The 24,974-nt window shown below is 41.4% G+C and carries 23 protein-coding genes; 13 read left to right on the plus strand and 10 right to left on the minus strand.

The window, feature by feature from the left end:
• Positions 1–23 precede the first annotated feature (23 nt).
• Both HG267_RS00385 and HG267_RS00390 read right to left on the minus strand, forming a co-directional pair.
• A complete protein-coding gene (locus tag HG267_RS00385) occupies positions 24–1,154 on the minus strand; it encodes a saccharopine dehydrogenase family protein (protein ID WP_045867502.1) in 1,131 nt (376 codons plus the stop codon).
• A 349-nt stretch (positions 1,155–1,503) separates the two neighbouring features.
• Positions 1,504–1,956 carry an Hsp20/alpha crystallin family protein gene (locus HG267_RS00390; RefSeq protein ID WP_045867501.1) on the minus strand — a complete coding sequence of 151 codons (453 nt, stop codon included), beginning with the start codon at positions 1,954–1,956 and terminating at the stop codon, positions 1,504–1,506.
• Positions 1,957–2,315: 359 nt separating this feature from the next.
• Between HG267_RS00390 and HG267_RS00395 the strand changes: the two genes are divergently transcribed.
• The 8 genes from HG267_RS00395 (at position 2,316) to HG267_RS00430 (ending at position 9,522) form a co-directional block, all read left to right on the plus strand.
• Entirely contained in the window at positions 2,316–2,807 is a 492-nt protein-coding gene (locus HG267_RS00395; protein WP_045867500.1) for a DUF1499 domain-containing protein, read from the plus strand.
• Positions 2,808–2,981: 174 nt separating this feature from the next.
• Positions 2,982–3,395, plus strand: coding sequence for an alternative ribosome rescue aminoacyl-tRNA hydrolase ArfB (gene arfB / locus HG267_RS00400; protein ID WP_045867499.1), 414 nt, complete (start codon positions 2,982–2,984; stop codon positions 3,393–3,395).
• A 303-nt stretch (positions 3,396–3,698) separates the two neighbouring features.
• Complete coding sequence (locus HG267_RS00405; RefSeq protein ID WP_045867498.1) at positions 3,699–4,373, plus strand: HEAT repeat domain-containing protein; 675 nt, start codon at positions 3,699–3,701, stop codon at positions 4,371–4,373.
• A gap of 223 nt (positions 4,374–4,596) precedes the next feature.
• Positions 4,597–5,163 (plus strand): phycobiliprotein lyase, encoded by a 567-nt coding sequence (locus HG267_RS00410; protein WP_045867497.1) that lies wholly within the window; start codon positions 4,597–4,599, stop codon positions 5,161–5,163.
• 61 nt (positions 5,164–5,224) lie between these two features.
• A complete protein-coding gene (locus HG267_RS00415) occupies positions 5,225–5,353 on the plus strand; it encodes a hypothetical protein (RefSeq protein WP_255325125.1) in 129 nt (42 codons plus the stop codon).
• Positions 5,350–6,774, plus strand: a complete 1,425-nt coding sequence (locus HG267_RS00420; RefSeq protein ID WP_045867496.1) for a GAF domain-containing protein — start codon at positions 5,350–5,352, stop codon at positions 6,772–6,774. The genes HG267_RS00415 and HG267_RS00420 overlap by 4 nt, the downstream gene beginning before the upstream one ends.
• Entirely contained in the window at positions 6,771–7,214 is a 444-nt protein-coding gene (locus tag HG267_RS00425; protein ID WP_045867495.1) for a response regulator, read from the plus strand. The genes HG267_RS00420 and HG267_RS00425 overlap by 4 nt, the downstream gene beginning before the upstream one ends.
• Positions 7,215–7,227: 13 nt before the next feature.
• Positions 7,228–9,522: a PAS domain S-box protein gene (locus HG267_RS00430; protein ID WP_045867494.1), complete on the plus strand. Its 2,295-nt coding sequence runs from the start codon at positions 7,228–7,230 to the stop codon at positions 9,520–9,522.
• Between the two features lie 218 nt (positions 9,523–9,740).
• Here HG267_RS00430 and HG267_RS00435 read toward each other — a convergent pair whose 3' ends face one another.
• Positions 9,741–11,039, minus strand: a complete 1,299-nt coding sequence (locus HG267_RS00435) for a cation:proton antiporter (RefSeq protein WP_045867493.1) — start codon at positions 11,037–11,039, stop codon at positions 9,741–9,743.
• A 474-nt stretch (positions 11,040–11,513) separates the two neighbouring features.
• Between HG267_RS00435 and HG267_RS00440 the strand changes: the two genes are divergently transcribed.
• Positions 11,514–12,128 (plus strand): helix-turn-helix transcriptional regulator, encoded by a 615-nt coding sequence (locus HG267_RS00440; protein ID WP_096621640.1) that lies wholly within the window; start codon positions 11,514–11,516, stop codon positions 12,126–12,128.
• A 240-nt stretch (positions 12,129–12,368) separates the two neighbouring features.
• On the opposite strand, the gene HG267_RS00445 is transcribed toward HG267_RS00440, so the two are convergent.
• The 3 genes from HG267_RS00445 to HG267_RS00455 all read right to left on the minus strand — a co-directional run bounded on the left by HG267_RS00445 (position 12,369) and on the right by HG267_RS00455 (position 14,770).
• Positions 12,369–12,848, minus strand: a complete 480-nt coding sequence (locus tag HG267_RS00445; protein WP_045867492.1) for a DUF4168 domain-containing protein — start codon at positions 12,846–12,848, stop codon at positions 12,369–12,371.
• A gap of 102 nt (positions 12,849–12,950) precedes the next feature.
• Positions 12,951–13,946, minus strand: a complete 996-nt coding sequence (holA, locus tag HG267_RS00450; protein ID WP_045867491.1) for a DNA polymerase III subunit delta — start codon at positions 13,944–13,946, stop codon at positions 12,951–12,953.
• Positions 13,947–14,062: 116 nt separating this feature from the next.
• Positions 14,063–14,770 (minus strand): hypothetical protein, encoded by a 708-nt coding sequence (locus HG267_RS00455; RefSeq protein WP_045867490.1) that lies wholly within the window; start codon positions 14,768–14,770, stop codon positions 14,063–14,065.
• 187 nt (positions 14,771–14,957) lie between these two features.
• Here HG267_RS00455 and HG267_RS00460 point away from each other — a divergent pair, with 187 nt between their 5' ends.
• Entirely contained in the window at positions 14,958–15,461 is a 504-nt protein-coding gene (locus HG267_RS00460) for a hypothetical protein (RefSeq protein ID WP_045867489.1), read from the plus strand.
• Between the two features lie 382 nt (positions 15,462–15,843).
• Here HG267_RS00460 and HG267_RS00465 read toward each other — a convergent pair whose 3' ends face one another.
• Together HG267_RS00465 and HG267_RS00470 are read right to left on the minus strand one after the other, a co-directional pair.
• Positions 15,844–16,701, minus strand: coding sequence for a metal ABC transporter permease (locus HG267_RS00465; RefSeq protein WP_045867488.1), 858 nt, complete (start codon positions 16,699–16,701; stop codon positions 15,844–15,846).
• Positions 16,702–16,789: 88 nt separating this feature from the next.
• Positions 16,790–17,530 carry a metal ABC transporter ATP-binding protein gene (locus tag HG267_RS00470; protein WP_369792163.1) on the minus strand — a complete coding sequence of 247 codons (741 nt, stop codon included), beginning with the start codon at positions 17,528–17,530 and terminating at the stop codon, positions 16,790–16,792.
• A 300-nt stretch (positions 17,531–17,830) separates the two neighbouring features.
• Here HG267_RS00470 and HG267_RS00475 point away from each other — a divergent pair, with 300 nt between their 5' ends.
• Both HG267_RS00475 and HG267_RS00480 read left to right on the plus strand, forming a co-directional pair.
• Positions 17,831–18,847, plus strand: a complete 1,017-nt coding sequence (locus HG267_RS00475; protein ID WP_045867486.1) for a metal ABC transporter substrate-binding protein — start codon at positions 17,831–17,833, stop codon at positions 18,845–18,847.
• Positions 18,848–19,085: 238 nt separating this feature from the next.
• Complete coding sequence (locus HG267_RS00480) at positions 19,086–19,415, plus strand: hypothetical protein (RefSeq protein ID WP_045867485.1); 330 nt, start codon at positions 19,086–19,088, stop codon at positions 19,413–19,415.
• A gap of 278 nt (positions 19,416–19,693) precedes the next feature.
• On the opposite strand, the gene HG267_RS00485 is transcribed toward HG267_RS00480, so the two are convergent.
• Entirely contained in the window at positions 19,694–20,581 is an 888-nt protein-coding gene (locus tag HG267_RS00485) for a LysR substrate-binding domain-containing protein (RefSeq protein ID WP_045867484.1), read from the minus strand.
• A 140-nt stretch (positions 20,582–20,721) separates the two neighbouring features.
• Between HG267_RS00485 and HG267_RS00490 the strand changes: the two genes are divergently transcribed.
• Entirely contained in the window at positions 20,722–21,630 is a 909-nt protein-coding gene (locus HG267_RS00490) for an aspartoacylase (protein ID WP_045867483.1), read from the plus strand.
• Positions 21,631–21,741: 111 nt separating this feature from the next.
• Here the strand turns inward: HG267_RS00490 and HG267_RS00495 are convergent, their stop codons facing one another.
• Complete coding sequence (locus HG267_RS00495; protein ID WP_045867482.1) at positions 21,742–24,906, minus strand: GAF domain-containing protein; 3,165 nt, start codon at positions 24,904–24,906, stop codon at positions 21,742–21,744.
• Positions 24,907–24,974: the final 68 nt, after the last annotated feature.

The following is a 24,974-nucleotide window of genomic DNA, read 5'->3' on the forward strand; positions in this document are numbered from 1 at the left end:
CCCAGTCCCCAGTCCCCAATCCCCTACCAATTACAATAAATTTCAATCCCCCGACTTTTCATAATTTCCAAAAACAAATCTGTAGGTAATGCCTCTTCTACAGGTGAAACTCCTGGCTTTTTCAATTTACCTTCTAGTAGCAATTGCGCGATACTACCTGTACCACAACCAGAAGCTAAAGCAGTATTTTCATGGACTAAATCTGCAAAATAAACGGCTGTTTTCCCATCTTTTTGCCCTGTAACTTCAGCGCGTACTGCTACCCCAATCCCAGTAAAAGGATTAGTCACATCTGTCATAAAATGACTGACATGAGATAGGAATTCAATCATGGCGCGACGCTGCATCAACCATTTCGGGAAAATATGTGCCGTTATCCAAGTCATGTGATTATAAAAATCGGGGACTGAACCAAATTTTGTAATTACAGTTTTCACAGAAGGGAAAGAATGGGGCATCGTAAAAGTTTCTGGCATATCAAACCAGTAAACTCCAGTACGTCCATAGGGTGATGCAAAATTAACAGTTTCTCTTTCACTGTATGGTTTAACTAATTGCCAATTGCCATCAATCCACGCTTCAAACTGATGCTGTAACCCTAAAAAAGTTGTTCGCATTACAGTGATACCAGCACCACCAGAACCAGATACTAAATAACTTAAGTGAATTTTTTCTGGTTGATCCAACTGCTCGACACACTGACGCACCATGCTGTTAGAAATACCAGGAAAAATCCCCGTATTAATAATCGCTGTGACATTAGCAGCCGCAGCCTGTTTATCCAAATTTAAAGCTTTACTAGTATAAGACCGATGGTCGCTGACATCTAAATAGTTGACACCTTTTTCTATGCAAATTTCCAGAACCTGAGTATCTCGGTAGTGAAAGGGGCCAGCACAATGGATAACTAAATCGGAATTTGCGATCGCTTCTTGCAGTCTATCAACTTCCGCTAAGTCCAACACCAAAAACTCTACCTCTGTCCCCAGATTCCAGTCCTGTTTGGTAGTTAGCCACCTCGCGTCTACATCCCCCTCATTTCCTGGCGAACGTCCGGTAATTGTAATTTTTGCTTGGGTGTGGGTGGCGATATCTTGAGCAACACTGCTACCAATTCTCCCCCTCCCTCCCAAAATTAAAACGCGGTTTGTCATGATTACTGCTGGGCAAAACTAGCTTTATTGCAACAATTTTCAGCCATGCTTGTCATCCGCAACAAGTTAGACATTGGAATGGGGAACTCGGGGCCCCCTCTGGGGATAAGGGGGAATGGGGAATGGGGAACTCGGGGCCCCCTCTGGGGATAAGGGGGAATGGGGACTGGGGACTGGGGACTGGGGAATGGGTAATGGGTAATGGGGAATGGAGAACAAACACCAAACACCAAACACTAAACATCGCCTATAAAAAAAGCTCAGTTGTCTAAATACAACTGAGCTTAGATTTAAATTACATCACTAACCGCGCAAAGACATTAAAACTGTGCATTCGTTGGAATTAGATTTACGCAGATACTTGGTCTAAGTTGATTTTGACGACTTTAGTTTTTTCTGCTTCTACTTTGGGCAGTGTTAAATGCAAAATTCCATTTTTATAATCTGCGGTAACGCTGGTGTTTTGCACTCTTGCAGGTAGAGGAATTAAACGTTGGAATTTACCATAGTAAAATTCACTTCTGGTAGTGCCTTTTTCTTCAGTTTTAGTTTCTTGCTTGCGTTCACCGCTAATGTAAACAGCTTTTTCTGTTACTTGCACATCCAGGTCTTTAGCTTCCATGCCTGGAAGTTCTAGCTTCAGCAGAATCGCATTTTCAGTTTCTTGTAATTCAGCCGCAGGAATTCTAACTCCGCCTCTTTCAACTCCAGCAGATGGAACTCTAGTTTCTTCAAAAAGTTCATTGAGTTGACGTTGTAGGGTGTCAATTTCTCTCCAGGGATTCCAACGAACTACTGTCATAACTTTTCCTCTTGAATAGTTTCTCTTTATTGGTTTATTTTGCGGTTCGCTTTTCGCTTACATATTCATATTATGAATAGTGACCATAACTGTAAATTCGGTTTTTATCACTCAATATTTGATGATTACCACACTCAATAAAACATCTTAAATAAGTACGGTATACTCGAATTTATATGTTCGGTAAACCAGAATCAGCTACATGATAATTAGGGTATTTCAGAACTGAAATGAACCTATTTTGCAAGCGATAATTTCCCAGTGTTTGTAGAGACGCGATTAATCGCGGTCAAGGGGCGATCGCACTAAATGAGGGACAATAATTGAGTGCTATTCAATCCTTGAGGAATAAATTCATCATGCATCGTCTGCTAAGAGCTTTCACGCCGCAACGCTTGCGGAGTATTACTTTGGCAATATTCTTAACTCTGATGATGAGTTTTATCCTTCCTACCATTTCTTGGGCTGCTGTTTCCGGTTTGGGAGTAAATAATGGTCTTCTGAGTTCTTGTCCAGCTTCCCCTAACTGTGTTGTCAGCCAAAATGCTGATACAAAACACGCCATTGACCCAATTCCCTATCATTTAGAACGGGATAAAGCGCGAGAAGTCTTAATCAAGGTTCTCGGTGTTGTTCCCCGCACAGAAATTGTCGAACAGACAGACAATTACATCCATGCTCTTTCTAAAAGCCGCATTTTTAAATTTGTTGATGATGTAGAGTTTTATCTACCTCCCAATGAGCCAGTAATTCATGTGCGTTCAGCGTCCCGTTTGGGCGATTCAGATTTGGGTGTCAACCGCAGGCGTGTAGAGCAAATTCGTCTAGCTTTGCGCGATTTAAATATTTAAATCAGGCATAGGGCATGGGGAAGAAACTACCTATGCCCTATGCCCCAAGCGGCGGGGCTGCTATCCCTCTCCACCTACAAGGGGATGGAGTTTCCCGCCGCTTTCAATGAATTCGTGTAGGGCGATGCTCACAACAGGCTACCCCTACGCAATTTGGATGCTATATATTAACTTATGCTACAAATTTCTCACAATATCATCATCCCCGATAGCGAAATCGAAATTAGCGCGATTCGCTCACAAGGAGCAGGCGGTCAAAACGTTAACAAGGTTGCAACGGCTATTCACTTACGCTTTGATATTGAGGCTTCATCATTACCGACTTACTATAAAGAGCAACTACTCAAACTCAACGACAAACGCATTAACCAAGAGGGAGTCGTTGTCATCAAAGCTCAAGAACACCGCAGCCAAGAGCAGAACCGAGAAGAAGCTTTGAATCGACTTCAAGAACTGATTAACAGTGTAGTTGTCATCAAGAAAAAACGCCGACCTACTAAACCAACGCGCAGTTCTCAAAAAAAACGCCTGGAAAGTAAAACTAAGCGAAAACTAATTAAATTAACCAGAAAACCAGTCCTTGAGTGAAGTTATGAGTGCTGAGTTCTGAGTGCTGAGTTCTGAATTCTGAGTAAAAATCCCAGTCCCCAATCCCCATTACCCCTTATCCCCAGAGGGGGCCCCGAGTTCCCCAATCCCCAATCCCCATTACCCCTTATCCCCAGAGGGGGCCCCGAGTTCCCCAATCCCCAGTCCCTAGTCCCCAGTCCCCAATCCCCAATCCCCAATCCCCATCCCCCATCCTCTTCGGATAACCGCCAATGGGAAAATGGGCTTTATGAGAATTTATTTTGTAAAGTAAAGATAAGTAAACAAATTTTTTTAATCTAAATGGTTGCTCTCACCTTAAAAGAAATTTCTGACCAGTTAGAAAGCCCCAATCTGCGCGATCGCATGGTAGCCTTGGCTAATCTGCGCGATGTTCCAGCAGAGGATGCTTTACCTTTAATTAAAAAGGTCTTGGATGATCAATCGCTGCAATTGCGCTCAATGGCAATATTTGCTTTAGGAATTAAGCAAACCCCAGAATCTTACCCACTTTTGGTAAAAATTCTAGAAAATGACCCAGATTATGGCATTCGTGCTGATGCTGCAGGCGCTTTAGGCTATTTGGGTGATGCGAGAGCCTTTGAGGTGCTGTCACGAGCTTTTTATGAGGATACAGATTGGTTAGTACGTTTTAGCGTAGCTGTTGCCTTGGGTAATATTAAAGACCCCCGCGCCCATGAGATCTTAATTAAAGCCTTAGACAGTGATGAAGTGATATTACATCAAGCTGCGATCGCGGCATTAGGAGAAATTAAAGATATTGAATCTGTAGATCTCATCTTACGCTTTGCTCAATCCGATGATTGGTTAGTGCGGCAACGTCTAGCAGAAGCTTTAGGTAATCTTCCCACTCCCAAGAGTATTTCCGCCTTGAAATACCTCGAAAAAGATAGCAATCCCAACGTTGCTGCGGCGGCAAGCTATTCCCTAAAACGACTTGAAGCCAATGAAGGGTGAAGGGTGAAAGGTAAAGGGTGAAAGGTGAAAGGTTTACCCCTGCGGGGAAGCAAGTTACGCGTAGCGTCTCCGCAGGAGAAGGATGAAGGATTGTAAAAATCCAAAATCCAAAATCCAAAATCCAAAATCCAAAATTGATAGACTTCAGACTTGTTTAGTAACGCCTCCTGCTACCTTTTAATAAGTGGGATTTTCGGCATTTTGATGCAGGGCAGTTTTAATGATGAATATAGAAGAGTTTTTGGAGTTGAGTGCTGGTAAATGGTTTTCTCATCGTACTAGTCACTTTGTAAGTATGCAAAAATCTGAAGGTAATAAATCAGATATTATCTTTGAGTTTTTGCCCGCAGACCATCCAGAGGTAATAAAACTGTGCGAACAGCACGAAGTTAACTCTAGCAAAGTTTCTTGTGGTGCTAAAGTTACTTGGAACGGTACTAAGGAAATTAAGGGAGAAAAATATAGTGGCTCTTCAGTGTTGGTTTTAGTACCAGATGAAGATAAATCGAATGAAGGTAAGTTACTCCACAAAATGAGTAATGGGGACAAATCCTTAGTCACTGGACGTTATAAGCTAGGCAGTGATGAAGCCCTAACCTTAACTACTGAGTCTGAAACCATGTGGTCTGAAGAACGCCTATGGTTTGCTAGCCCTAACTTACGGATGCGGGTAAGTGTTGTCAAAGCCAAAGACGGCTTTAGTATGGCTTCCTTCTCATCTGAGATTCGCATGGGTGGTGCGCCAGCCAGTGTGAAAGCGTCACAGGCGGCTAATTCGGTATCCAAGTAGGGATTGGGGATTGGGGAACTCGGGGCCCCCTCTGGGGATAAGGGGTAATGGGGATTGGGTAATGGGTAATGGGTTGATTCAGGACTCAGCACTGAGTGTTATGCGATCGCCTACAATACTCTCATTACTACTAACTCTTCCTATTCCCTTTCTCCACAAACCACTACCAGCACCCGAAAAAAAAGAATGAACCCAGAGAGATTGGCAAGACTGCAGGATTTATGCCGAGATGAAGCTTTATTTCAAAATATCCAGCAGATTTTCACAGAAGAAGTCCAATCCTTACACCAAGAAATTAATCAAGCCAATTTTCTGATTGAGCAGCAAAAAGCATTATTTCGTGTAATTACTCGCCTGCGGGAACCAATCGACTTAGAAACAATTTTTCAAGCTACAGCCACAGAGGTGCGTCAACTGTTGCTAGCAGATAGAGTGGGGATGTTTCGTTTCTATCCCGATTCTGGTTGGGATGATGGAGAATTTGTTTCGGAGGATGTAGACCCAGCTTTTCCGTCAGCGATGGCGCAAAGAATCCATGACCATTGCTTTGGGGAGCAGTTTGCAGTTCAATATCAGCAGGGAAGGGTGCAAGCAGTTGCGGATATTTACAATTGTGGGCTAAGTGATTGCCATATTCAGGTACTGGCGCAATTTCACATCAAAGCTAACTTAGTAGTACCTCTGTTACAAGGTAATAACCTCTGGGGATTACTGTGTGTACATCAATGTCGTACTTCCCGAACATGGCACAATACAGAAATTGAGTTTGCTACCCAAATTGCCAATCATCTAGCAGTGGCTTTACAGCACGCCGAACTATTAGCCGATGTCCAAGCAGAAGTCGAAGAACGCCAGCAAGCTGAACAAGCAGTTCGTAGCCTCAACCAAGGATTGCAACGAGCAATTATTGAACTACAAGCAGTAAATAGGGAATTAGAGGCTTTTAGTTACTCAGTTTCCCATGACCTACGTGCCCCATTACGTAGTATTGATGGCTTCAGCCAAGCCCTATTGGAAGACTACGAAGGAGAATTGGATGATACAGCCCAAGACTACCTCCGGCGCATTCGGTCAGCTACTCAGCGCATGGGGCAATTAATTGATGATTTGCTGAACTTATCCCGGTTGATGCGTAGTGAGATGCAGTTGGAATTTGTGGATTTAAGTGCATTAGCTAGGCAAATCTGCACAGAAATGCAAGAAAGGCATCCAAGACAACAGGTTGAGTACATCATTCAACCGGGGCTGATGGCTCGAGGAGATAGCCGACTGTTGCAGATGTTATTGACAAACTTACTAGATAATGCATGGAAATTCACTAGCAAGCACACTCAAGCCAAAATTGAGGTTGGCGCTATCACTCAAGCAAGTGGCATTCCCGTTTACTTTATTCGCGATGATGGTGCTGGCTTTGATATGGCTTACGCCAACAAATTATTTAGCCCCTTTCAACGGCTACACAGAATAGATGAATTTCCTGGCACAGGCATTGGGCTGGCCATAGTGCAACGCATTGTACATCGGCATGGTGGCCGGGTGTGGGCAGAAGGAATTGTCGAACAGGGCGCTACTTTTTACTTTACATTAGTAGCAGAGGAGGTGGGTGGATGAGCATAAGCAATAAGATGATTCTGTTGGTGGAAGATAATCCTGATGACGAAGCTTTAGCTATTCGGGCACTCAGGCGCAATCACATCAGCAATGAGATAGTAGTAGCTCGTGATGGAGTAGAAGCGCTAGATTATCTATTTGGGACTGGAATTCATGCTGGTCGAAATATTAACATTAAACCGACTGTGATTTTGTTAGATCTCAAGCTACCCCGCGTTGATGGTATGGAAGTATTGCGTCGCTTGCGAGAAGACAAACGCACTAGCTTATTACCTGTAGTAATTCTCACCACTTCTAGCGAAGAACAAGATTTAGTGAAAAGTTATAGTTTGGGTTGCAACAGTTATATTCGCAAACCTGTAGATTTTCTCCAGTTTACAGAAGCAGTCCGGCAACTTGGAATGTACTGGCTCCTAATGAACGAGACACCGCCTGTTTAGGAAGTCAGTGACAATGAAACCCCACCTGCGTGTTCTAATTGTTGAAGATTCTGAAGATGATACTCTCCTAGTTTTAAGAGAGTTGCGTCGGGGTGGATACCATGTTGAATATGTGCGTGTTGATACCGCAGCCTCTATGCTGGCCGCCCTTAATCAAAAATTATGGGATATCATCATTGCAGATTACAGCCTACCTGCCTTTAGTGGTTTAGCAGCCCTAGAACTCCTACAAAGCCAAAAGCTAGATTTACCATTTATTATTGTGTCCGGCACAATTGGCGAGGATATTGCGGTTGCGGCCATGAAAGCTGGGGCGCACGACTATATAATCAAGGGTAATATGGCCCGCCTAGTGCCTGCGGTAGAGCGAGAGTTGCGAGAGGCACAGGAAAGATATAAAAGGCATAGTGCAGAACAGGCTTTTCGAGAAAGTGAAGACCGCTTCCGCACGCTTTGTGCTTCGGCTCCTCTGGCTATCTTTCAAACTGATGCCCAAGGGCACCTGATATATAGCAATCCGTTATGGTATGACATTTCCGGCTTCAGCGAACAGCAGAGCGTAGGCTATGGCTGGATTCAAGCCGTTCACCCAGAAGATAGAGCTGAAGTTTCTCAGGATTGGCAAAGAACAGTCTTAGAACAAAGTACTTGGGTTGACGAGTATAGGCTACTTACCCCCCAAGATGAAATTCGCTGGGTGCGGGCGTTAGCTAGCCCAATGTATTCTACAGAAAGACGATTCTTAGGCCATGTCGGTACATTTGAAGATATTACCGATCGCAAACAATCAGCACAAAAGATCTATGAACAAGCAGCTTTATTGGATATATCCATAGATGCGATCGCAGTTTGTAACCTGAACAATCATATCCTCTTCTGGAATAAAGGTGCAGAAAGGCTTTACGGATGGACGACAGCAGAAATTCTCGGCACAAATGCTACTTTCCTTTTAAGGAAAAATCCTGAGCCTTCATTATCATTCTCAGAAATCCAGGCAATCTTAGCCACAGAAGGTAAATGGCAAGGTGAACTGCAGCAAGTCACCAAAGATGGCAAAGACATCATCGTAGAAAGTCGCTGGACGCTGATGCGTGATGAAGCTGGTAACCCCAAGTCTATTCTCAAAGTCAGTACCGATATCACCCAAAAAAAGCAACTAGAGGCGCAATTTCTCCGCACTCAACGCCTTGAAAGCTTGGGTAGCCTCGCTAGCGGTATTGCTCATGATTTCAACAACATTCTCACGCCCATCTTGGCAACTGCTCAACTATTACCCGCAAAATTTCCCGATTTAGATGAAAATAGTCAGCAACTACTAGAGATATTGGAAAGTAGTGCAAGGCGAGGTGCTGATTTAGTGCAGCAAATTCTCTCCTTTACTCGCGGAGTGGAAGGAAGCCGCACACTGGTGCAAGTCAGACATTTGCTCTCAGATATCGCGCAGGTTGCTCACAGAACCTTTCCCAAATCTATTGAAACCAAAACTGATATCAATCCTAATCTGTGGACAGTTTTTGCCGATGCCACACAACTGCATCAAGTACTGATGAATCTATGCGTGAATGCCCGTGATGCCATGCCCGATGGTGGTATTCTCAGCATTACTGCCGAAAACCTGTGGATTGATGAAAATTATGCTCAAATGTATGGGAATTCCGAAGCGGGTTTTTATGTTGTCATCACTATTGCTGATACAGGAACAGGTATTCCCTCAGAAATTATTAACCACATCTTTGAGCCATTTTTTACTACCAAAGAAGTCGGAAAAGGCACAGGTTTAGGGCTTTCTACGGTCATGAGCATTATTAAAAGCCACAATGGTTTTGTCAGTGTACACAGTGAAGTAGGACAGGGAAGCAGTTTTAAAGTTTACTTACCTAGTAGAGAAGCCACAGAAACCAATACAGTCACCAATACAAACCTACCAAGTGGAAATAACGAATTAATTTTGGTAGTAGATGACGAAGTTTCCATTTGCGAGATTGCTAAAACTACCTTAGAAACCCATAATTACAGAGTTTTAACCGCTAGCGATGGCATTGGAGCTTTAGCACTTTATGCCCAGTATATAGATGACATCAGCGTGGTGTTAATAGATATGATGATGCCCGTCATGGATGGTTCACAAACGATACAGATGTTACAGCGCATGAATCCAGATGTGCAAATTATTGCTATGAGTGGACTAATGGCCTATGAGCCACATGAGCAAAAACAGCTCCTTGGTATCCGAGAATTCTTAGCCAAACCTTTTACAGCGCAGGTTTTATTGAATACTTTGCATGAGGTAATGTTGGAAATTGGGTAATGGGGATTGGGGATTGGGGATTGGGGATTGGGGAACTCGGGGCCCCCTCTGGGGATAAGGGGTAATGGGGATTGGGGAACTCGGGGCCCCCTCTGGGGATAAGGGGTAATGGGGACTGGGGACTGGGAAAAAGCAGGGGGGAAAAATAACAAATACCAAATACCAAATACCAAATACCAATTACCCATTACCCAAATGACCAAACACCAAACCCAAAATTATTCAAATTCATCAATTGTGGCAGGGATATGAGGTTTTTGTCGGCTAGCGATATGTTTTTCATACCACTTCATTAAGGGAGTGGAGGTAATTCCATGCAAAATTACAGAGACAACAATTGTGGTGTAAGTTATCCAAGAAATTTGTTCAGCAGGTTCACCTTTTACGCCATTACCAAATGCATAGGCAAGATAATATAAAGAACCAACTCCACGAATACCAAACCAACCCAATAACCAGCGAGTTCCAGAATGTAAAGTGCGGCGAGGGGAATCTAAAGGACGTTTACCTATGGTACTAATCCAAACTCCTATGGGTCGGATGACGAAAAATAATAACACTATTACCATTAAAGATTGGAACGCATAATTGAGCATTGGTTGTACCAGCAATATCGTTCCCAATATTAAAATCGTGCCTACTTCTAAGAGCTTTTCTAATTTTTCTATAAATCCCAATTGGGCTAGAGGTTTTTCTGGATCTTGGTAACTGCGTTGAGCAACTAAACCAGCCACAAATACTGCTAAAAATCCATAGCCATTAACAATTTCTGTTAAAGAATAAGTCAGAAAAATTATACTAATAGCGATAAAGTCTTCCATCAATTCATCGGCGCGGCGGCGGGTTTGGACTTTTTTATCAATCCAAACTACTGCTTTGGCAACAATAATTCCCATGAATATACCAGATGCGATCGCCCAAATGACATCGACTAATAACCAACTCTTTAACCAGTTATCCCAATTACTATCTTTGATGGCATAAATGCCAAAATAAACGAAGGGAAAGGCTAAAGCATCATTTAACCCACCTTCGGAAGTTAAACCAAAGCGTAACTCATCTTGGTCATTGACATCTGTTAGCTGAACTTCTGAGGCTAATACTGGGTCAGTTGGTGCGAGAATTGCTGCTAATAAAATCGCTTCTCCCCAATTCATCCCCAAAAAAAATTTGCTCACAGCAGCCAAAGCAAAAATAGAAATTGGCATCAAAAATCCAATTAGGCGGGCTGTAATATCCCAAATTCCTAATTTTAGTGGTCGGATTATTTTTAATCCGCAACTAAATACAGAAATAATCACTACAAGTTCTGTGATGCGTTCTAGAAATTCCGCATTAAATACATCATCTCGCCGCAATTGAATCAGTCCAAAGCCATAAGGCCCTAAGAAAATACCAACCACTAGATAGATGAGAGCAAAGGAAAGAGGTAGACGCGAAATCCAGCCAGAACCTAATGTAACTATGAGCAAAAGTAGACCAATGACCAATAGGTCAAGAATATAAGTGTCTACCATAGATAATATGTATCAAAAATGAGTTTTTCCTTGCCAGTCTAGTAGTATTATCTATCGCTATTAATCATCCCTAGGGTGATTCTATGGGTATGATTTTACGTTCAATGGTAGATCAGCAGCGTTGGCGGATGCCGTACTCTCACTGCTAACGCATCCTACAAACATAGATGAGTCAGCCGAGAAATCACAAGTACCAAACACCCAACACTCGACGCAATATCAACTTCATCCGAAATACATAATTAAAGTGTTGTATGTAAATTATATTGCAGATAAGTGTATTGCTAACTAATTACTGAAAATAGTATTTTTAATCTAAACTCAGCAATTAGCATTTTTTAGCCAGTAGCACTATTACTTTTGCTGCTATCAATAAAACTCCATATTTGGCTATAGATGCATAGGGCTTTTAGCAATATGCATCTATGTCATGGAATTTATTACAGAAAATATCCTTTTAAGATTCATTACTATATGACTACTCTCACTCAAACTGCTACTACACCAAACATTAAAGTACAAAATTCAGAGATTCTGAATTATCCTGACTTAATGCAAGTTTATTTTTTTCAAGCAGTAATTGAGAACTTAGAAGATGGAATTTTAATTTTAAATGAGACGGGTGAACTATTACACGCCAACGCATCTGCCGACCAAATTTGTTTGCAGTTGAATCTAGAAAATTGCCACGAAAAATTTATTCATCCAGTCATCCAGCATTTGTGCCAATCTTTAATTGACAGTCGCAGTTTTACAGATAATCAAGGGCTGATACTGTCAGATGAAATTGTATTTAATCAAACTACAGTTTTTCGGATTCGGGTGAGATGGTTAAATTTAAATAGTATGCAGATGCCTTATTTCTTAGTTACGATTGAGAATCAATATCAATCTCTTAAAAATATTGCGATCGCAGAAGTGAAAAAATATGATTTGACACCGAGAGAAGCAGAAATTTGGTCTCTTTATCGAGGAAAATATAGCTATAAAGATATTGCTACGAAGTTGTATATCACTGTGAATACTGTCAAGAAGCACATGAAGAATATCCATGCTAAAAGACAGGCATTTTTGGAAATGCAACATTAGTTATAAAAGTTGAAATTTTGGATTGACCCTAAGGATCAATCCGCTTGTTTAGCAATTTAGAAATGAGGATGTTGCATTGATGCCACTAATAAATTAGGATATTGAACCCTGAATTAGCAGTTAGTCAGTAATTCAAAATATCAATATTTTTGGAGGCTAAACATATAATTAATCCTAACTAATATTTTGCATAATTATGAATTTGGCATTTGCTATTGTTGAGGATTAATGAATTTGTCTTTAGCGAGGTTTGGCAGAATTTTGGATAGTTAATAATCGATTGTAAATTTTCAGTTTTAAGTTTTCGTCGCTTTGGATATTGACAGTAATTTGGTTGAAACGTGTAATAGTCAACCCATTATCTTCAACTATTTTTTGAGAGCGAGTACAGTAATTTACTGCAACATCTTGCGCTTTTTTTGGCAGACCACTGATAGTTTTGGAGTCATTACAAATTATCTTAGGAATTTCACTTCCACCGATAATTTTTTTAATTTCGTCAAAGGCTTGTTGACGAGCCGGTTCCATTGCTAGTACGGCTTGAGCATAATTATTAACCTCATCATTATTTACTGGTTGAGGACTTTGAGCATTAACTTTACCACTTACTATTAAAACGCTGGCGACTAAACTAGCAGTGGCGATCGCACTGTAAGACAGACTTTGAGAAAGCATTTTTTGCCAGCTTACTGGGAAACAGAAATCAGCAATGTTTTTCATACGGTGTATGACACAGAACTAGAGTAGCAATACGATAATGACTGTGAATTATTTTAGAAGTAAGAAGTTCCAGAAAGTTCTTAATCCATTAAATTTTTATATTTATGCTCTACTTCCTCTAGCCACTTGACAAAGTTCTATCACCTTTGTCTGCAGTGTTGTAATATCTGAATATCCTTGCTTGAGACTAACTTCTAAGTCTAGGAGCAGAGGTAAAATCGAGATGAGTTGCTGTACAGAAAGGAATTTGACTTCCTGTTGTAAAAAGTAAATACGTTTGGGGTTACCGATTTCTGCAGCTTTCGCAATCTCTTGGGGATTGCGCTCACCGCTTTCCATCATAATTTTTACCCATAGCCAGGTGCGAAATTGACCAATCAAGGTAGCTACTATGCGTAAACCAGGCTCGGAAGCATTGATTAAATCGCTTAAGGTGGCTAAGGCTTGAGCTGTATCGCCATTTCTGATGGCTGCTGCTAATTGTAAACTATTTTGCGTAGTATTTCTGACTAACTTGGTAACACTATCTACATCTAGAGGCTGATTGCTAGCCGCACCATAGAGCCGCAATTTCTCCATTTCATTGTAGAGGAGGCGGGTATCGTTGCCTACGGATTCTGCAATCACTTCCATCGCCTTAGCTGTGAGTTTAACACCTGTGCTATGAGCAGCTTGATGTACTGCTTGTACGAGTAACTCTGTTTTCCAGGGGGGAATCAGGGGAAATTCTCGAAACTCAGTAGCTTGTTGTTTTAAAAATTTCGTCGATTTTAAACGTTCATCGGGTTTGTTGCGACTGGTGAGCAATAAAAATGAATTTTCGGGAATCACAGGTAAGGTGCGCGTTAGTTCAGCCAACACATTATCTGGACAATGCTGACACAGAGTAGTATTTACTAGCCAGACTAACCTTCCACCAGCGCCAAAACTGGGTGTCATCACTTCATTTAATCCCTGAATCACCGCATCAGCTTGATCTGGAAGCAAGGAACTGTAGTTAAAACTTGTCCATAGGGGATCGAGGATGCGATCGCATAATGCAGCCACCGCCTTTTCTATGGCAAAATCATCTTCACCCCAGTAAACGTAAATTGGCATGGAAAAGCCTCAGTTCTCCTCTTGTTTCAAGGTATCACTGAATTGGGGATTGGGGATTGGGGAACTCGGGGCCCCCTCTGGGGATAAGGGGTAATGGGGATTGGGGACTGGGGGATTTATAGATATGTTGTTTTGTTGTTTTTTCTCGAAGTTTTAGACAAAATACCCTCAGCAGATTTTTTTAATTTAGAGAAGAAGCGATAAACCTTACGAACAGCATCTAGTAAAAAATAGGGAATTTTCAGCCGTAATGGGGCGAGGATGGGGCGATATAACCAATAGTATGCTCTTTTGAGGTTATCCCATTTGGCACATTTATCTTCATGAAGAAAGTCGGAAATATCTACAACTAATCCTCTTCCTTCATACATCATCACGTTTCGCCCATGTACATCATGGGGATATAATCCCCGCATCCGCGCATACTCTAAAGCTTCATCGATATCTTGGATTACTTGCTTAGGGATACGCAATCCGCGTTGAATAGCATCATAAAGAGTCACCCCATATAACCGCTTCAAAATTAAAAGACCATCTTTAGCATATAAACATTCCGAGTAAGCTGGATGAGAACCTAAACGGTGGTAAACTTCTACCTCTTCTTCAAAACCAGGCCGTCCAGGTGCATAAATTTTGACAACCCAGTTGGGGTAATCTGGGTGATAGACTACCGCAGCGTAATTTCCTGCTCCCACTTTTTCCCAAGGATAGGGAAGATAGCTGATTTTTACTGGATCGTGGGGAGCTATACTTTCAATCTGTAATTTAGGAATTAACTCTTGGTGAACAGTCTCTATCAGCCTATCTATGAGCGCTCTATCCATACTTATCCCCGTGAGCGGAGTTCAACTGTCCGGGATTATACATTATATTGCTGACGCTCAGATTGTCTGCATCACGCGATCGCGCTCCTTGTTACAGCAATAATATAAATTGCAAAAATAACAATATTAATAAATTAAAATTAGTAAATATACTGATAATTGTCTTTGTTAGCAGATGAGAGAAAAAATGCGATCGCAACATGAATCACAGGTTTTTTCTGCTGTAATTCAAAATTACAGGATGGCGGGAGCATACCTGATTGCAACCTCTACTGTGATTTTTTCTCCAACAGCTAAGGGAGAAGTTATTCCCTGGGACAACATCAAGTTTTTGCAACTTTCACCCTGCGGCTCATTTTTTGAGAGTTCTTACAATGTCAAAAAAGAGACTTATGACGATTGGGTAATGAGCAATCATCAATCTAGCTTATTGAGTCCATTGCTGATTAACGATCAACTCACGCTCATTTCTGAACAACAGTGTCAGCAACTTTGTAATAATTATGATTATCGGTGGTCTGTTTTTTATTGGTTGACTCGACCAGGGTTTTCTGTTGATTTTTCCCAAGCATTAATTCAAATATACGCCCATTGTCCCGCCGGGCCTCCTCAGTATGGCAGCATAGTTTATCTGGAAAGAATAAAAGATGTATGGGAAGTTAAGTCATCTTTTGGGTTATATAATCAATAACTTGATGAATGCGATCACCTCACGAACAAATAATACCAATTGGAAAAAAGAATGCGACAGATTGTAGGGGCACGGCACGCCGTACCCTCTGGAATATATTGATGCGTCGCGAACATTTTTTGATTTTGTATCACTGATTAAAGAAGCTAGAAGAATTGGGGGATTCTCCCCCAAACCCCCGATTGGGTGACGGTTGCGTCCCCCAAACCCCCTCCAAAATTATTGTTCGGTTTTTTGTTGGGTAATACCAATTGGAAAAAAGAATGCAGCAGATTGTAGGGGCACGGCACGCTGTGCCATCTAGAATATATTTATTTGAATTGGTATAAATCCCCGACTTTTCCAAAAAGTCGGGGATTTGAACATCTTGCATTCACTAGATTTACTTCTCGACAATTTCCTTTTTCTGTTGCGGTGCAAATATCCCGTGTCGCGGACTAAATAATAATGCTAAGACAAATAATCCCGATACTACTAATACAATCGCGGGGCCTGAGGGTAAATTATAAAAGTAGCTCAAATACATGCCGCTAGTACTAGAAATTACGCCAATAACTGCACCTAAAATCATTACTTGGTTGAGGCGTTTCACTAATAAATAAGCTGTCGCACCAGGGGTAATTAATAGTGAAAGGACAAGAATTACACCTACCGCTTTCATACTAGCGACAATTGTTAAGGCAATTAGCAGCATTAATCCAAAGTTCAGCCGATTAACTGGTAAACCTGCAGCTTGTGCGCCTAAAGGGTCGAAGGTGTAAAATAACAGTTCTTTGTAGAGTAAAACTACAACTAATAAAACAATCGCTGCAATGATGGCGGTGTCTCTTACTTCATCAATAGTTACACCCAGAATATTGCCGAATAAAAAGTGATTCAGGTCAATTTTATTATCTTTTTGAATAACAGTAATTAAGGTAATACCAAGGGCAAAAAATGCTGAGAAAACTATGCCCATTGCCGCATCTTCTTTGATTGGCGATCGCGTTCTAATAAGTGCGATCGCCATTGTACTCACAACGCCAGCAATAAAAGCCCCAACAAAAATATTACCTCCCACCATAAAGGCGATCGCTAGTCCTGGTAAAACTGAGTGACTAATCGCATCTCCCAGCAGTGCCAATCGTTGTACCATCAAGTAGCTACCAACGACAGCACACAACAACCCGACTAATATTGCAATCACCAGCGATCGCTGCATAAAGCCATATTGCAATGGCTCAATTAATGCTTGGAACATAGTTTGTTATTTGTCATTTGTCATTTGTCATTTGTCATTAGTTGTTTGTCTGATAACCCATTACCAATTACCCATTACCAATGACAATTTAAGCTGCATCAGAAAAGTACATCACTTTTCCACCATAGGCACTTTGTAAGTTTTCTTCGGTGAGTACTTGCTGTCTTGAACCTGTGGCTATTAATTCTCGGTTTAATAATATTAAATCATCAAAGTGGGTGATAGATTCGCCTAAATCGTGGTTGACTACTAAAACGATTTTGCCTGCGTTTGCGAGTTCATGAAAGACTTCAAAAATTACTGTTTGAGTCTTTTGATCGATACCTACTAATGGTTCATCAAAACAGAAAATTTCTGCTTGCTGGGCTAAAGCACGGGCTAAAAATACTCGCTGCTGCTGTCCTCCGGAGAGTTCTCCGATGGGGCGATCGCAATAATTTTTCATCCCCACTCTTTCTAAGGCATTATTTGCTACCTGACGGCTAACTGCGGAAAAACTACGCAACCATCCCGTTTTTTTTACCCTTCCCATCATCACCACATCCCAAACTGTCGCCGGGTAAGTCCAATCAATTTGGCTACGCTGGGGTACATAAGCAACTTTCTCTAGTTGCTGCATCAAGGGTTTATTCTGGTATAAAGCATTACCGCTACTTTTCGCGACCAAGCCCAATATCGCCTTCATTAAAGTACTTTTACCAGCACCATTCGGGCCAAAAATACCTGTGAGTTTACCTGGTTCAATGATGCAATTAACGTCGCGCAATGCTTCTTGCGTGCGGTAGTGTACCCCTAAATGGGAGATATAAATTCCTTCTGTAGATTTCATTTCATGGTTTTGTATAACTTGTGTAGGACTTCCCCAGAATTCTCTCGGTGCTAAACTGAATTTTTTGTAAAAAGAAACACTTCTCATAACTGTGCTTTCATATTTTATTTCTTGAGCTTACTATAAAAATGAGAGAAATATGAAAAAATCTATAGATAGAAGTAATGTTGTAGATAAATGAAACTAATACTTAAGAAAGAGATGGGCATGGGGCATGGGGCATTGGGGAGGCAGTGCGTTGCGGAGGTCTCCTCCGTTGTAGCAACTGCCGTCATGGGGGTGATGAGGAAGATGAGGGAGATGAGGAAGAAACACCAAACACCCAATTACCCATTACCCATTACCCCTTCTCCCTTTTCCCAATCCACATACATTCTTTCGCAGATATGCTTGGCAATACTTCTACCTTTGGCTTTATTTGGTTGTAGCCAGTCGGATAGCGGTAGTAATTCTCAGAGTGATGGGAAACCGCAAGTTGTAGCAACTAGCACTATCATTGCTGATTTAACTGAAGAGATTGGCGGCGATGAAATTCAAGTAAGAGGAATTCTCAAGCCTGGTACAGATCCTCACGTTTATGAACCAGTACCAGCAGATAGCCGGGTAATGGAAAAAGCGAATTTGATTTTATATAACGGTTACAACCTAGAACCCGGATTAATTAAGTTAATGAATGCTGCGGGTGGAGGTGTGAAGCGGTTAGCGGTGGGAGAAGTTGTTAAACCTTTGCAGTTAGATAAAGGTAAAGGTGAAACCGTTCCCGATCCTCATGTGTGGGGTAGTGCAGAAAATGCGATCGCAATGGTAAATGCAATTCGGGATGGTTTAATTGAGTTATCGCCCGAAGATAAAGCAGAATTTACTGAGAATGCCACCCAACTTAGCAATGAATTAAAGCAGTTGCATAGTTGGATTAATCAGCAAATCCAAACCATTCCCCCAGATAAGCGCAAACTTGTTACTACCCATGATGCTTTTCAATATTATGGACAAGCTTATAAAATTGCGATCGCAGGTACACTAATCGGTATCAGCACTGAAGAACAACCAAGCGCCCAAACTGTACAGCGATTAGTGGAGTCAATTAAGAAAATCGGCGTTAATGCCATTTTTGCGGAAACAACTATCAATCCTGCCTTAATTAAAACTGTAGCCGAAGAAGCTAAAGTCAACCTCGCCCCACGTCAACTTTATTCCGACTCCATCGGTGCAAAGGGGAGTGAAGGCGATACATATATCAAAATGATGACAGCCAATACCCGCACGATTGTCGAAGCTTTAGGTGGTAAATATACGCCTTTTCAACCTAAAAAATAAATTCAGCAGTGATAAATGTTGCATTCTCAGCAATAACACACCATACTTCTGAGAAAAAAATTAATATTAACTATTTCTTAAGCAAGAAGTTTTTCATAAATATTGCCATGAATATATAACTTAAGACATCTGTCTTTAATTAATATTCTCAAACTCTCTCTAGAGAAAGAACTCTTACGGCATTTTATTCTTTAAATTGATGTTAGTAAATGCCTAGTTTTAAATCACCGCAATAGTTATGACTAATGAATCAAACGAGCAAATTAGACAACCTGTAAGTGAAGATTGGCATTCTCAAGATGAGCCAAATGTCAAAGAAAGAAACTTAACAGCCAATCCCGGAGATAGAATTGCTGACGAACCACAGTCAGTAGAAGAGAAGGCTAAACAAGTTGCTGTAGATTCGCCAGATATTACAGGCGATCACATTACAGTCCCTACATACTTTGTTGTTGATGAACCAAATGGTGAGAAGAAAGCACTTCACCATGTGAAAGACGCTGAAGAAATTTCTGATGTAATTCGTCAAGCACGAGTTGATGAAAACGGCAATCGCATTTGGTGGTAGTAATTTAATAGCTTTTTCTACTAAATGAAGTGGATAGTTAGGGGCGCACAACTGCGCCCCTAAAGAGTGTTTATTCTTGGAAATATTAATACAAATTCAAATAATTTTTATCAATATATTCTAGAGGAAAAGGCAATGCCTTGCCCCTACAATCTGTCACATTATTTTTTAAAATTGGTATTACCTTGGAGTTGTGGCGGGACACAGCAACATCTTTCCCATGCCCTATGCCCCATTCCCTATAACCAAAAACTCCATCCACAAGGGGATGGAGTTTTTCAATTTGTTAATTCTTGAATTACTTTGAGAAACTCGTGCAAAACGGGTGAAGTATCTTCTTGTCGCCACAGAACTACAATCTCTCTAGTGAGATTTGCGCCTTGGATAGGTTTATAAACAACACCTTGGCGCTGAAGATTTTGGACATTGCTGGGTAAAAGTGCTACTCCCACCCCACCTGCAACTAAGCTGAGAACTGTAATCATCCAGGTGGCTTCTTGAACGACATTGGGGAAAAAACCAGCTTGTTCACAAAGGTGAATAATCTCAGTATAGGAAGGAACTAATTCTGTAGAAGGTAACACAAAAGGTTCATGTGCCAAGTCTTGCAGAGGGATTTCTGGCTGAGAAGCGAGAGGATGTGTTTTTGGTAATGCAATCACCAAAGACTCGCGCCCAATCGGTAAATAACACAACTCAGTATTCTGTTGATAGGAATTGAGTAAGCGATCAAAAGCGATATCTAGACGGCGATTGTGTAGTTCTTGAATTTGCTGTGCTGCTGTGAGTTCCCGTAATACCAGCTTGACATAGGGAAAGCGATCGCGGAATATTCGCAGCATATCAGGAAGCAGGCTATTGGCAATAGAACTATTTGTACCTACTACCAATTCACCAATTTCACCGCGACTGGCGCGCTGTGTTTGAATAATTGCATGTTCAACTTGAGTTAAAACTAACCTGGCTTCTGCTAAAAATACTTGTCCCGCAGATGTGAGTTGCAGGGGACGTTTTTTGCGATCGAAGAGTTTGACACCAATTTCTGCTTCCAGGGCGCTAATCTGCTGACTGAGGGGAGGTTGTGCAATATGTAAACGTTGCGCTGCATAGCTAAAGTTCTTTTCTTCAGCCACAGCAATAAAGTACCGTAAATGTCGAAGTTCCATTGCTTGCCAGAACTACTATATTTTTAAAATATACTTTAGTTGTTAAAAAAGTATCTTAAATATAGTTGCTTTCGCTTATAGTCACAAAAAGGGCTATTGTGCAAAATTGAGATCAGGTTATCAGGGCGACTGCTATAAATATGAGTCAAATCAAACGTGTTGTGATTGTTGGTGGAACGCACGGAAATGAACTTACGGGAATTTATTTAGTGAAAAAATTTGAGCGATCGCCTGATTTAATTCAGCGCTCAAGTTTTGAAACCCTGACACTAATTGCTAATCCTAAAGCCCATGCAATTGGCAGACGCTATACTGACACTGACCTCAATCGCTGTTTCCTCCCGCAAGATTTAGAAAATCCTCATTTGTCTAGTTATGAAGCCCAACGCGCTAAGGTAATTTATCAAACCTTTGGTTTTGCAGGTAGCCAGCAAGCAGATTTTGTCATCGATTTACACAGTTCTACTGCCAATATGGGACTGTCTATTATTTTAGGTAATGAGAATTTATTAAATATTCAATTAGCGGCTCATCTTGCATCAATAAATCCCAAAGTTAGAGTACTTTATTCCACAACCAAAAATCAAGAAAGGTCTCATCTCGATTCAATTTGTCAATTTGGCTGTACCCTGGAAGTTGGCGCAGTTGCTCAAGGTGTTTTGGATGCTGCTTTATTTCAGGAAACTGAAGCAATTGTTCATACGATTTTAGATTATTTAGCAGATTACAATCAGGGAAAAGCTCCTCTCGTAAATGACCCCCTCACCGCTTATCACAACCTCGGAACAATAGACTATCCCCGAAATCAATTGGGCGAAATTCAGGCAATGATTCATCCGCGATTGCAATTTAGAGATTATCAACCACTGCATCCGGGAGAGCCGATTTTTTTAACCTTTGATGGTCAAGAAATTCCCTATGAAGGTGACTCAATCGTCTATCCAGTTTTTATTAATGAGGCAGCTTATTACGAAAAGGGAATTGCAATGTGTATCACTGAAAAAAGGGATTTAGAAATAAAAATAGGACTTACGCAACTGGCACAGTGATTCTCTGGCATAAGAGTCAAGAGTCAAGAGTCAAGGGTCAATACGAATGACCAATGACAAATGACTAATGACATCCCTTACCAACTATCTTTAATTGCACCGCCCTAATTACTATTTTTTATGTGTCGCTTGATGAATTGGCAGTTCTACCACAAATTCTGAGCCTTTACCTGGTTCAGATTGACAATATATCTTGCCATTATGTTTATCTGTGACAATTTGATAGCTAATAGAAAGACCTAAACCTGTGCCTTTACCAACAACTTTTGTAGTAAAAAATGGATCGAACAGCCGAGAAAGTACCTGTTGATCGATGCCAAGACCATTATCAGCAATGCGAATGGCAACCCAGTCTTTATTCAGCATTGAGGTAGAAATTTTGATTTCACTGGGGTTAGTGGCGATCGCTTCTGGAGTAGCTTGGGCGTTGCGTTCTTCTAAGGCATCAATGGCATTAGAGAGCAAATTCATAAATACTTGATTTAATTGACCGGGATAACATTCGATTAGCGGTAAGCGATCGTAGTCTTTAGTAATATGAATAATCGGGTTACCAGCTGAAGACTTCAAGCGGTTTTGCAAAATCATCAATGTACTGTCAATTCCCTCATGAATATTTGCGGACTTAAAGTCAGCTTCATCCAAGCGCGAGAAATTACGCAAAGATGTGACAATTTCCCGAATGCGATTAGTACCTACCTGCATGGACTGGAATAATTTCGGTAAGTCGTCGAATAAAAACTCAATCTCGGCTTTGTGCCAAAATTCTTGAATCTCTGGTGCCGCATAGGGATGATGTTCTCGATAAAGCTGCACACAGCGCAGCAATTCTTGGGTATATTGATCGGCGTGTTCTAAGTTACCGTGAATGAAATTAATTGGGTTGTTAATCTCATGAGCAACTCCCGCTACCAATTGCCCTAAGCTGGCCATTTTTTCGGCGTGGATAATTTGCATTTGAGCAGTACGTAACTCGTTGAGGGTCTGAGCAAGTTGATTTGCTTCTTCACGGGTTTGACCCAGCAAACTTGATTGTTGGAACAAGTTGGCTTGACGCAAAGCGACGCTGAGTTGTGCTGCTACTTGAGTGACAAATTCTAATTCTGTTTCTTGCCAGTTACGTGCATGGGTGCATTGATGAATGCACAACAAGCCCCATAGCTCATCTCCTTCCATTAATGGCACAACAATCTGTGCTTTAACTTGAAATCGCTCAACTATATCAAAATGAGGGATTTTGGAGCCTGCACGGTTGACATCAGAGATCACTTGCACTTTCCCTTGCTGATATTGCGCTGCATACTGATCGGCGAAACTATAATCTTGCACCTTCACAGCCAGAGCAGCATCGAACCGAGGTAACACGTCTTCAGCAATAAATTCCCCACTGCAAAAATTGACATCAGGATCAAAGCGAAACACACCTACACGATCTACAGTAAGCGATCGCCTAATTTCTTGGACTGTGGTTTTCAAGATGGTTTCCAAATCCAGCGATTCCCGAATTTTCACCACCAAATCAAATAAAATTCGTCGCTGTTCTGCCGATTTGTGCATTTCATCGGCACGAGTTTGAACTTGAACGATCATTTGCGAATTTTGTAAGGCTACTCCTAGTTGGCTCGCAACCTGTGCCAAAAATTCAACTTCTACGCTATCCCAGTTACGAGGCGCAGAATGTTGGTAAGCCGCCAGCAATCCCCACAGATTGCGCCCCACAAAAATGGGAGTCAACACATAGGCACGAATTTTAAACTGCTCTAAGATATCGAGGTGACAGCGTGAATGTCCGGCTTGGTAAATGTCGTTAACAGCGAAATTTTCGTTGTTGCGATAGCGTCCACCTTTGGTTTCTTGCAGATGAGTATCTTCCCAAACTAAATTTTTGCCAAAAGGATTGATACTGTCCCACTGTGCGCCCACCATGCCAAAATGACTGACAAATTCGCCACTCCAGTCAGGATTAAAGCGATAAACACCGACACGTTCAACTTTGAGGAGTTTACACACTTCTTGACAAGTGGTTCTGAGGATTAAATCAATATCTAGAGAAGAGCGAATTTTGCTGACTACTTCAGTTAACCCCCGTTGACGTGCGATCGCATCTTGAAACGCCGCCGTTTGTTGTTTTGATTGAATCAAATTCTCGGCTTGCTGAATTGCTACTCCTAATTGTGCCCCTACCTGCCCGAGGAATTCAATTTCGTAATCTACCCATTGACGCGGTGCAGAGTGTTGATAGGCTGCTATCAATCCCCAAAGTTTTGAACCTAGGAAAATCGGTGCTAAAACATAGGCGCGAATCTTAAATTGTTCGAGAATATCGATGTGACAGCGTGAATGTCCAGCTTGGTAAATATCGTTAACGGCAAAACTTTCGTTATTGCGGTAGCGTCCACCTTTGGTTTCTTGCAGGTGAGTATCTTCCCAAACGAGATTTCTGCCAAAAGCATTAATTCTATTCGACTGCGATTCTAGCATCCCAAATTGGCTGACAAATTCACCACTCCAATCTGGATTAAAGCGATAAATTGCTGCCCGCTCTAACTTCAAAAGTTTGCATAATTCCTGACAAGTAGTATCTAAAATTATTTCGATATCCAGAGAAGAGCGAATATTGCCCACCACTTCTATTAATGCTCGTTGACGCGCGATCGCATCTTGCAGTTCGGTGGTGCGTTGTTTGGTTTGTTCAAGAATTTCTGCCTGCTGCATTGCTACACCAAAATAGGTGCCAGCTTGGGCGAGGAATTCTACTTCGCTAGAATGCCATTTGCGGGGCGCAGAGTGTTGATAAGCAGCCAGCAATCCCCACAGTTTTGCACCTACAAAAATCGGGGCGATCGCATAGGCGCGAATTTGAAATTGTTCTAAGACTTCAATATGACAACGAGAGTATCCTGCTTCGTAAATGTCATCAACAGCAAACGGCTCATTTTTTCGATATCGCCCCCCCTGAGTTTCTTGTAAATGGGAATCTCCCCAAACCAAATCTTGTCCAAAAGCATCCAGTGTATTCCAGGGTGATTCTGCAAAGCTTAAACGATTAATAAAACTGCCACTCCAGTCAGGGTTAAAACGATAGATTGCCACTCGTTCAATCTTCAATTGCCGACAAATATCTTGACAAGAACTCGAACACAGAGATTCTAAATTCACTGATGCCCGACTCTTGGCAAGAATTCTTGCTAAGATTTTTTGATACTGAACAGCAAGCTGTAACTGGTGTTGACATTCTTGCAAGGCTTGAGATGCTTCATCATCATTTGATGTCATAGATTTAAGGGAAAATGAAATGCTTAGTTTCATTGTTCCCTTGGGTAAATCAAATATTAAATAAATTG

It is taken from the genome of Tolypothrix sp. PCC 7601 (genome assembly GCF_025677855.1).
GTDB lineage: Bacteria > Cyanobacteriota > Cyanobacteriia > Cyanobacteriales > Nostocaceae > Aulosira > Aulosira diplosiphon.